Genomic DNA, 9,597 nt, shown 5'->3' with positions numbered 1-9,597 from the left:
ATAGACTTTGCATCTAATCTAGTAGCAGAAGCTACCCTGTGGGAATGCGACTTCTTGTCGCACCATAATTATCGTTACAGGAAGTACTGACTGTAACGATAATTATGGTCTTTTTTCCCGATAAGCTGAAGAATGTTCATCAGAAATGCGATAATTTTCTTTTCCTGTTGTAGCTGATACTTCCACTAATTTATGACCTAGCGAATCCCATACTGCAACGGTATTTAAAGAAACCCATTGGATATTCCCTCGTGCGATTCGAAAAGAATAATAATCATTTTCTGTTGTGACTAAGACTTCTCTATAAATAATCCTTTTGTTCTTACGAATTTGAATAACTAAAACCAAGTCTAGTTTCTCTTCTCTAGGGATTTGTATAATGCGTGCTATAAACATTTTATTGGAGTTCATCTTTGTTTTGTAAATTTTTTCTGTTTCTATTTTCAGTTCTGGTTTGCCCTTCATAAATTCCCTCCATACTTATTATTTCATAATGATAATTCCTTCTTCAACAAATTTGTTGCTTTATCTAAACAAAGAATCTTGTATATCCTATTCATATAAGGTTAACATAACGTCCTATTATCGGTAGCAAGTTTTTCATAAAATCCTTGTTTTTACTAAATTTTTTGTCTCTATGTCTATCTATCTCTTACACAAGATTTTATACATCATTGATATAGCGGGGATTCTAGGGATCTTCGCTATTCTTTTTTGCATAAAATCTTGTATGAAAAAGTAGTTAGACTAGCGTGTTTTACTCCGGTTCATTTCAAAATATAATTGAAAATTCATCTTTAAATTAAAAAAGAAAGTGTTACCTATATATTAATAACTTCGAAATATTGTATAACAGATAATTTTTATTGTGCTAACGAATCAGGATAGTGTGGCGACTGACCAACTAAATAGTTGCTTATCTTCGATTATTAGAAGGGAAGTTCTATCATTTCGCGAATTTATTAGACATAGACGAGTGCTATAATTTCCTATATATACATAAAGAGGTGACTATGTATGAATCAAAGACCATCAGAAGAAGAATACGCCGGGAACTCCGGCGAATATATCCGTTTGGTGCCGGACGGTAACATCATCGATATTCTGCTCGCCCAGGAAAAGCAAATGATTGAGCTACTGGCATCGTTGACCGAAAGCCAGGCCGCATATCAGTATGCGGAAGGGAAATGGACGCTGAAAGAAGTCGTGGGCCACATTGCAGACGCGGAACGCGTCATGACCTACCGCCTGCTCCGGTTCGCAAGAGGGGACCAGACGTCTCTGACTGGTTTCGATCAGGAATTGTTCATGCCTCCTTTCGGAAGTTGGACAACCGCGCAATTGGCCGAAGACTACCGGGCCGTACGGCAATCAACGATCACATTGCTGCACGGGCTACCGGCGGAGGCGTGGAGCCGCAAGGGCACAGCCAATAACCTAGGCATTACGGTGCGCGCCCTCGCGTACGGTATTGCAGGACACGAACTTCATCACATGGGGGTCATCCGAAATCGGTACTTGAGTTAATCGTTTGCTGAGGCCTTTGGAATGGAACTAACACCTCTCATACAACCTTAGATACCGTTCTTATTGGGGTCCCGCCCACAACCATCAACTTAAGGATTTAGACTATTTTTGAAATTAAAAGCACGTTACCATTCTCTAATGTTAATGAGAAAGGGTGACGTGCTTTTTATGAATATGCACCAAAAACAAGAGTTATATCGATTTTTTTCATTTGGGGTATTTGTTTTTCTTAGATTGATGGTGATGGGGTAATACTCTATAATGGTCAAATTAAAATTAAAAGCAGTTATAGAGACTCCATCGCTGGGAAATATTATAACTATTAATTTGTAAAAAGAACTGTAGTTTTTCATTGTTGAAAAAGCTATTGTCTTTTTTTATTGTAACAAAGATAGGATACGAGGAAGTTTTTTAAATAAATCAAAAAAACTTGATGAACTAGTTGCATATAGAATTCATCTGCGTATATACTATAAATATTAAAAAAAGTTGATGAAGGGAGAGGAACCTACAGTGGCACAGGATTTTAAGTTATATGAGAAAAAGTTTAAAGCGTTGGCTGATCAGAAGCGTTTAGAGATTATGTATGAACTTTGTCAGCGAGGCCAGACTTGTGTATGTGATTTAACAGAGATTTTTGAAATGACGCAATCGAAGTTGTCCTATCATTTAAAGATCTTATTAGATGCAGGTTTAATTGTAAAAGAAACAAAAGGTACGTGGAGTTATTATGATTTAAATGATGCGGAAGTAAATAATTTATTATCAGAAGAATTATGTTGTATCTTTAGAAAAACAGGCAAAGGTAGCTGTTGTTAAAATTTTGCACTATTAATCAAAAAAAATTGATTAATAACAAATAAAGAGGAGGAATAAGCTATGAGATATGTTCACATTGGTATAAATGTTACGAATTTAGAGAAGTCTATTGAATTTTACGAAAAGGTATTTGGTGTGTCACCAGTTAAGGTGAAAGTAGATTATGCAAAATTTTTATTAGAGACGCCAGGACTTAATTTCACGCTGAACGTACGAGATGAAGTGAACGGAAATCAGGTAAATCATTTCGGTTTCCAAGTGGATACAGCTGAAGAAATTACATTTCATAAAGAAAGATTAGAAAAAGAAGGGTTCTTTGCGCGTGATGAGATGGATACGACTTGTTGCTATGCGGTTCAAGATAAGTTTTGGGTAACGGATCCTGACGGGAACGAGTGGGAATTCTTTTATACAAAAGCACAGAGTGATGTTCATAAAATTGAAGATCCATCTTGTTGCACGACTTCTAACGTAGTAGAAAAAAATTCTTGTTGTTAATAGGAGATGGAAAATAAAATGAAACGTTTATCTTTTCTAGATCGATATTTAACACTATGGATTTTTCTAGCTATGGCTGTTGGGATTGGTTTAGGGTTTGTGTTTCCTAGTGTAGTAGAAGGACTACATACATTACAAGTTGGAACAACGTCTATCCCGCTAGCTGTCGGTTTAATTGTCATGATGTATCCTCCATTAGCAAAGGTTCGTTACGAGGAAATGGGCCGAGTATTTAAAGATGTAAAAGTATTGGTTTTATCTTTAGTACAAAACTGGATTATTGGGCCTGTACTTATGTTTGTTTTAGCAATTATTTTTCTTCCTGATAAGCCAGAATACATGGTCGGACTCATTATGATTGGTTTAGCACGTTGTATTGCAATGGTAATTGTTTGGAACGACCTTGCAGATGGGGATAAAGAGTATGCTGCAGGTTTAGTTGCTTTTAACTCGGTATTTCAAATGTTATTCTTCTCCGTTTATGCATACGTGTTTGTAACAGTCATTCCAGAATGGTTAGGAATTGAAGGGGCTATTGTCGACATTACAATGGTAGAAGTAGCGAAATCCGTATTTATCTATTTGGGAATTCCTTTTATGGCAGGTATGTTAACACGTTTTGTACTCGTTAAGTTAAAAGGAAGACAATGGTATGAAAAGGTGTTTATACCGAAGATTAGTCCACTTACATTAGTTGCATTACTATTTACAATCATCATTATGTTCTCTTTAAAAGGGGAAATGATTGTTAGCGTACCATTAGATGTAGTAAGAATAGCGATTCCGTTATTAATCTATTTTATTGTCATGTTTTTTGTTTCTTTCTTTATGGGAAGGAAAATTGGTGCAAACTATCCAGTGACGACAACGTTAGCATTTACAGCAGGTAGTAATAACTTTGAATTAGCGATTGCTGTAGCAGTTGGCGTGTTTGGTATTCATTCAGGCGCAGCATTTGCAGCTGTTATCGGACCGTTAGTTGAAGTACCTGTAATGATTGCACTTGTAAACGTCGCTTTTTGGTTTAAGCGTAAATATTTTAACGATCAACCAGTATAATGTAAAAACAAAGGCGGAAAACAACATGGAAAACAAAAAGACAATTTATTTCTTATGTACAGGAAATTCATGCCGAAGCCAAATGGCAGAAGCATGGGGCAAACAATATGTAGGTGATAAGTGGAATGTATATTCTGCAGGAATTGAAGCACATGGAGTAAATCCGAATGCTATTAAAGCGATGAAAGAAGTAAATATTGATATAACAAATCAAACTTCGGATATAATTGATGTAAATATTTTAAATAACGCTGATTTAGTCGTTACCCTTTGTAGTCATGCGGATGCTGTATGTCCTTCGACACCTCCACACGTAAATCGTGTTCACTGGGGATTTGATGATCCAGCAGGAAAAGAGTGGTCAGAATTTCAACGTGTTCGTGATGAAATAGGAAAACGTATAAAGAGATTTTCTGAAACAGGGGAGTAAAATAAAGAGTCAATCTTCTATTGTATAGGAGATTGGCTCTTTTTTATTGATTTAAAGCAACTATTAAAATGAATAGAGAATATTCTGTCATGATGGTAAAGTTAGAATAGAGCAGTTTCAGGGAGGGGCGTAACGTATGATTTCTGAATTGAAAAAGGATGATTATTATAAATGTAACAGTTTACTAAATGAAAAAGGGCAATTAGAAGTAAAGGCTGTAATTGCAGGAGTGAATCCTGGTCGTATATTTGTAGATAACATGACTTCTCCTAATTCGGGACTCATTTGGTTAGGGAATAATGATGGCTTCTTCTTTATTGGAGATGCTGAAAATGAAAAATTTAATAATGAAATGAATAGCTTTATTGATAATGTAATAATACTTGAGGCTAGAAAGGTTGGACTAACTTGCTTTGAAGGAATCGGTAATCATTCAAAGTGGAATAAAACAATTGAAAGAATATTTCACCATCGTAAATTAAAGAGTTGGAATCAAAGAGTGTATACGCTAAAGGAAGAAGATTATGTGGGGAATCATGAACTTAAAATTGAACAAGGGTATACAGTGCTGAAAATGAGTAAAACTCTTTATGAGGATCAAAGAGATTCATTGAAAAACATTGAGTTTTTACAATCAAAAATTTTAGAGTTTTGGTCCTCACTTGATGAATTTTTTAACGAGGGAATAGGCTATTGTATGGTTTTTGAAAACATGATTGTAAGTGTATGTTTTTCAGGGTTCGTTTTTGAAAATATACATTGTATAGATATTGAAACGATAGAAGGTCACCAAGGGAGAAAATTAGCTCAAACGGTAGCTCATAGTTTCGTAAAAGAGTGTTTAGAGAATAATATCATTCCATATTGGGATTGCATGGAATTAAATAAGCCTTCTGTGGCCGTTGTAGAAAATGTAGGTTTTACAAATGTATTTAATTATGTAGGATATTATTTTCCTTTTGAGTAAATGAAGTGTATGTTACAAACTTATCATCAAAGGTTTCTACATGGAAGGAGAATAAGGTGAAACAAATAATAAAAGACATATTAATAAACTACTTTAAAGAAATCCATACATTAGTAGTGGAAGAAGAACTACATAAGAACAGTTGGCATACAGATTTGCATTATAAAATCATCGTAAATGGGGATCGGTATTCCGCACGATTTATAAATAGCAATCGAACAATCAATCCAGCTTTTGGGCCATTATCAAATGAACAATTGAAAGAGCAAGTACGGTTTACGTATTATTTACGAGAGAATGGAATCCCATTTATGCAGATTAAGGAGAATAGGGCAGGAGATTCCTTTGCATTTGTCACTTGGAATGAGGAACAGTACCGGTTTGTATTGTCTACTTGGATGGAAGGGGAGCATATTACTTATTGTACAAAAACGCTTGCAGAAGTCTTTGGAATGGAAGCAAGAAAGATACATGATATTTCTAGTACGTTTCAAAGCTCGACTTTTCAAAAGAAATCTCATTTAGATGGATATGGTGAGTTTATAAAGTTGTTAGAAAATAAGGGTGGTACATGTAAGGCATTGCGAGGGTATATGGATCTAGCTAAGTATCATTTAGAATGCGCACATACGAATGGTTTAGAGTTTATTGTACAAACTGATTTAAATCCTTTAAATGTCTTATGGGATTCAAATCAGTCTGTAAAAGGAATTGTAGATTTTGAATCGATTGGACATGTTGATCGTATGGAAGGGCTAGCCTTTTTAATAAAGTGGTATTCCCGGACAGAAGGAATAGAGTCACATGTAGTATGTTCGAAAGTTGCTAGTGCATTTTTAGAAGGATATGGTGCTCATAACATTTTAACTTCAAATGATTATAAAAGACTTTCTTCGTTACTATGGTTATCCGGTAGTTTGAATTGGAATTTTGTTAAAAAGACGTTGAGCCTAATAGGTGACGAGAGTGCATTAGTAGAACATTTGAGAGTTTATAAAAGAAGAGGAGAAAGACTGGCGTCATTGTTAATTTGTAGATAAAATTTATTCTCTTAATTTTGGATGCGAAAAAGAAAGTATATGAGGTGTTCAAAAAATGAAAATACAAATTGTATTGTTTGACGGTTTTGGAGAACTTGTCTCCTTTGCACCTTTTGAAGTACTGAAAAGAGCAATAGAAGAAGGGGCTCCGTTTACAGTTGAACTCGTAGCAAGTGAACGGAAACAAGAAGTTACTACTTCATTTGGAGTTACGGTTAAACTACATGGTTTTTTGCGAATAGATAATCGCCCAGATTTGTTAATTGTACCTGGTGGAGGTTGGAATCATAAAGCTGAGCACGGGGCACGAAAGCAAGCAGAGCTTGGTACTTTAACTAAAATGATTAGAGAGATGCACAACGAAGGGACGATTGTTGCGGGAGTTTGTACTGGAGGTATGTTACTAGCTGCATCCGGTATATTGAATGATAAAAAGGCGACAATGCATCATTTGGCGCAGAGTGAAATGAGTGCATATGGAGCAGAGCTTCTTCCTTATAGAATTGTAGATCAAGGGAATGTTATTACCGCAAGAGGGGTTACTTCAGGAGTTGACTTAGGACTTTGGATTACGGAAAGATTCGCAAGTCCAAAAATTGCAGCTGCTGTTGAATATAGAATGGAATACGAGCGGCGAGGTGTTGTTTGGGGGTAATTTTGACCTTAATCATATTTTTTACTGTAGAGCGTATTAGATATTTGAAAAGCGAAAGAGCCAACTCATACGAGTAGGTTCTTTTTTTGTATTTGTTTTCTATGTTTAATGATTGTGTTGAATATAACCTAATTTTACTCCCTTCGTGATAGCTTCCAAAATCCCATTAGCCTGCAAAATAAGGGAACTTCAACATAATGGACATAAGCCGTGCTTATACATGTAAAGTAAGAGGGCATGAAAATGAATAAAGACTGCTAATTTTCGTGTGCTTTGATTATGTAGAAATAGGGGGAAATGACATGAAAGACAATACGCCTAAGAAAATTTTATTTATTCAATCAGGCATTCCCTTTTATTACCCAATGATCGAAGAAGCAATTTTGAATAGTTTACAAAAGGTAAACAGTAATACAATTATGGTAAACCCAGAACGAGCGATAGAAACCGCATTAAAAATAAAACCGGATTTTATTTTGGTACTCGGTGGTTTAAACGAGGGAATTATTAGTGTCATGCCAGTACTAAAGAGTGCGGGTTTTACTACTGGACTTTGGCTGACAGATGATCCGTATTATACGGATGTAACACAACATCTTGTGCCGTATTATGATTACATATTTACGCAAGATTTAAATTGTATCAAGTTTTATAGAGGGTTAGGATGTAAGAATGTGTTTCATCTTCCGTTAGCAGCAAATCAAGATGTGTTTAAACCTTTTCAGAAAGAAGATACATATAAGTATGATCTTAGTTTTATAGGTACAGCATTTGAAAATAGACTTACCTTTGTTGATTCTATTTCAGAGTATTTAGCAGAAAAAAACATAAAAATTGTAGGATTTGGTTGGGAGAATTTAAAGAATTATGAAAGGTTAAAGGATAAAATACAACTATTGCCACTTGCGAAGTATGAGGATGCATTGCAATTTTACGTATCGACTAAAATCAATATAAATTTACATCGCTCACCAAGTGATCAGGAATTGAATTGTAATGCTGCAAATATCCAAGCATATTCAGTAAATAATAGGACTTTTGAAATTAATGCTGTAGGTTCTTTTCAATTAACTGATATACGCCCAGATGTAGGAAAGCATTACATACCGGGTGTTGAAATAGAAACTTTTAATAGTGCATCGGAGTTTATAGAAAAAGCGGAGTATTATTTGGAACATGTACAAGAAAGAAAACAAATAGCAAAAAATGGACTGGATAGAACTTTGAAACATCACACATATGATAAACGTATAGTACAATTATTAAACTATATTCATTTCATAGGTGTGCAGATGTAGTCTAACCATTAACTGAAATGATAAGCGCTTAGTACTTTCTAACTTTCGTAGTATATAAAGACCATTTATGAAAAAGGGATTTGAGTAATTTTGTAGAATTTATTTATTCTGAAAAAACAATTTTGCATTGGAACTAATTTATATTTGATAATTAGAGGAGATTAAAAATGAATCACTTTTTTGTAAAATTTGGTGAATATGAAGCAAGTGTTTGTGAATGGGGAGATAAAAGTAATCCTCAAATCATTTGTTTTCATGGTTTAGGAAGTACAAAATTAAGTTTTATAGAAGTAGCGGAACTTTTAAAAGATAGCTATCATATTGTATCGTTTGATCTACCTGGACATGGGAAAACCAAAAATTTTGAGAAGGATGAAGATTACGGTGCATCTCATTTAACAAATTGGGTAGTAGCATTACTTGAGCACATAGGAAAAGAAACCTTTCATATAGTAGCACATTCATGGGGCGCAAGTGTTGCACTTCACTATGCAGCAGAATGTCCAGAAAAAGTGAATAAAATGGTATTGTTAGATGGTGGTTATCATCATGGCAAAATGAATGCGGATTATTTTGCGAATCTATATAAAGATGCGAAAGAAGGAGAGTGTCCACCGCGATCATTAGAAGAAGAAATTACCCATTACGAAAAAGATTTTGATGAATATATTTTTGATAGTAAAGAAGCATTCATCCAATCAGAAAAAATGGTTTACACTAGATGGTCGCCATTAATAGAACGTGCGGTTTATGATTTAATGAGGGAAGAAGATAATAAAGTGAAATGGCATGCTACTGGCGATACCGCTAGAGGTGTAATTAAGTTTCAATATACGGTGTATAAAACATTGAAACCGCATAAAATTAAAAGCGATATTTTATTGTTGTATTGCGATCTTCCCGATAATTATTTAGAAATAAGAGAATTGCAGATAGCAGAATTTAAGAAGCGTATTAATATTACGACTAAGCTTTACAAAGATACAGGGCATTTAATGCATTGGGATAGACCGGAAGAGATTGCCGAGGATGTTTTACATTGGTTCAAATAAAGAAGGTCCGTTGTTCGCATTTGAGCAACGGATTTTCTTTTGAAAAACTGAATTCAAGAGTGATAGAGGGATAAGCAAGAGCATTACAGTTCTATTACCAATTCATTTTTTGCTATAATAGATGCGTGGCAGGACATAGATAGAAAGATACTGCTAGTAATTTATACTTAAATGTAGGGTAACTAACTGTTACGATTTATTTAACCAATTATAACGAAAGTTAATTAAATATATCAGTAAGCCCTGCTAGTC

At 34.7% G+C, this 9,597-nt stretch carries 11 protein-coding genes; 10 read left to right on the top strand and 1 reads right to left on the bottom strand.

Annotated elements, in window-relative coordinates:
- Window positions 1-102: 102 nt before the first annotated feature.
- A complete protein-coding gene (locus PDK19_RS27070) occupies window positions 103-465 on the bottom strand; it encodes a hypothetical protein (protein WP_074615660.1) in 363 nt (120 codons plus the stop codon).
- Between the two features lie 552 nt (window positions 466-1,017).
- Here PDK19_RS27070 and PDK19_RS27065 point away from each other — a divergent pair.
- The 10 genes from PDK19_RS27065 (at window position 1,018) to PDK19_RS27020 (ending at window position 9,345) form a co-directional block, all read left to right on the top strand.
- Window positions 1,018-1,527 carry a DinB family protein gene (locus PDK19_RS27065; RefSeq protein ID WP_074615692.1) on the top strand — a complete coding sequence of 170 codons (510 nt, stop codon included), beginning with the start codon at window positions 1,018-1,020 and terminating at the stop codon, window positions 1,525-1,527.
- Between the two features lie 492 nt (window positions 1,528-2,019).
- Complete coding sequence (gene arsR, locus PDK19_RS27060) at window positions 2,020-2,346, top strand: arsenical resistance operon transcriptional regulator ArsR (protein ID WP_175573773.1); 327 nt, start codon at window positions 2,020-2,022, stop codon at window positions 2,344-2,346.
- Between the two features lie 60 nt (window positions 2,347-2,406).
- Window positions 2,407-2,844 carry an ArsI/CadI family heavy metal resistance metalloenzyme gene (locus PDK19_RS27055; protein WP_074615691.1) on the top strand — a complete coding sequence of 146 codons (438 nt, stop codon included), beginning with the start codon at window positions 2,407-2,409 and terminating at the stop codon, window positions 2,842-2,844.
- A gap of 18 nt (window positions 2,845-2,862) precedes the next feature.
- Window positions 2,863-3,903: an ACR3 family arsenite efflux transporter gene (arsB, locus tag PDK19_RS27050; protein WP_074615690.1), complete on the top strand. Its 1,041-nt coding sequence runs from the start codon at window positions 2,863-2,865 to the stop codon at window positions 3,901-3,903.
- A 25-nt stretch (window positions 3,904-3,928) separates the two neighbouring features.
- Entirely contained in the window at window positions 3,929-4,333 is a 405-nt protein-coding gene (gene arsC / locus PDK19_RS27045) for an arsenate reductase (thioredoxin) (protein ID WP_074615689.1), read from the top strand.
- 136 nt (window positions 4,334-4,469) lie between these two features.
- Window positions 4,470-5,300 (top strand): GNAT family N-acetyltransferase, encoded by an 831-nt coding sequence (locus PDK19_RS27040; RefSeq protein ID WP_074615688.1) that lies wholly within the window; start codon window positions 4,470-4,472, stop codon window positions 5,298-5,300.
- A gap of 56 nt (window positions 5,301-5,356) precedes the next feature.
- The gene (locus PDK19_RS27035) at window positions 5,357-6,340 is read left to right on the top strand and encodes a phosphotransferase enzyme family protein (RefSeq protein WP_139303048.1); all 984 of its coding nucleotides are present in this window, start codon (window positions 5,357-5,359) and stop codon (window positions 6,338-6,340) included.
- A gap of 55 nt (window positions 6,341-6,395) precedes the next feature.
- Window positions 6,396-6,995, top strand: coding sequence for a DJ-1/PfpI family protein (locus PDK19_RS27030; RefSeq protein ID WP_074615687.1), 600 nt, complete (start codon window positions 6,396-6,398; stop codon window positions 6,993-6,995).
- 302 nt (window positions 6,996-7,297) lie between these two features.
- Window positions 7,298-8,293, top strand: a complete 996-nt coding sequence (locus tag PDK19_RS27025; RefSeq protein ID WP_000654563.1) for a CgeB family protein — start codon at window positions 7,298-7,300, stop codon at window positions 8,291-8,293.
- 167 nt (window positions 8,294-8,460) lie between these two features.
- Window positions 8,461-9,345 (top strand): alpha/beta fold hydrolase, encoded by an 885-nt coding sequence (locus PDK19_RS27020; RefSeq protein WP_001015277.1) that lies wholly within the window; start codon window positions 8,461-8,463, stop codon window positions 9,343-9,345.
- Window positions 9,346-9,597 lie beyond the last annotated feature (252 nt).

It is taken from the genome of Bacillus cereus group sp. BcHK124, assembly GCF_027712065.1.
Taxonomy (GTDB): domain Bacteria; phylum Bacillota; class Bacilli; order Bacillales; family Bacillaceae_G; genus Bacillus_A; species Bacillus_A pacificus.
This window is presented reverse-complemented; position numbering and strand designations above follow the sequence as displayed.

Bases quoted from the DNA above. Each gene is read 5' to 3' on its own strand.
- PDK19_RS27025 (WP_000654563.1), top strand. From the start codon at position 7,298: ATGAAAGACAATACGCCTAAGAAAATTTTATTTATTCAATCAGGCATT.
- arsB (WP_074615690.1), top strand. From the start codon at position 2,863: ATGAAACGTTTATCTTTTCTAGATCGATATTTAACACTATGGATTTTT.
- PDK19_RS27070 (WP_074615660.1), bottom strand. From the start codon at position 465: ATGAAGGGCAAACCAGAACTGAAAATAGAAACAGAAAAAATTTACAAA.
- PDK19_RS27055 (WP_074615691.1), top strand. From the start codon at position 2,407: ATGAGATATGTTCACATTGGTATAAATGTTACGAATTTAGAGAAGTCT.
- arsC (WP_074615689.1), top strand. From the start codon at position 3,929: ATGGAAAACAAAAAGACAATTTATTTCTTATGTACAGGAAATTCATGC.
- PDK19_RS27030 (WP_074615687.1), top strand. From the start codon at position 6,396: ATGAAAATACAAATTGTATTGTTTGACGGTTTTGGAGAACTTGTCTCC.
- PDK19_RS27040 (WP_074615688.1), top strand. From the start codon at position 4,470: ATGATTTCTGAATTGAAAAAGGATGATTATTATAAATGTAACAGTTTA.
- arsR (WP_175573773.1), top strand. From the start codon at position 2,020: ATGAAGGGAGAGGAACCTACAGTGGCACAGGATTTTAAGTTATATGAG.
- PDK19_RS27065 (WP_074615692.1), top strand. From the start codon at position 1,018: ATGAATCAAAGACCATCAGAAGAAGAATACGCCGGGAACTCCGGCGAA.
- PDK19_RS27020 (WP_001015277.1), top strand. From the start codon at position 8,461: ATGAATCACTTTTTTGTAAAATTTGGTGAATATGAAGCAAGTGTTTGT.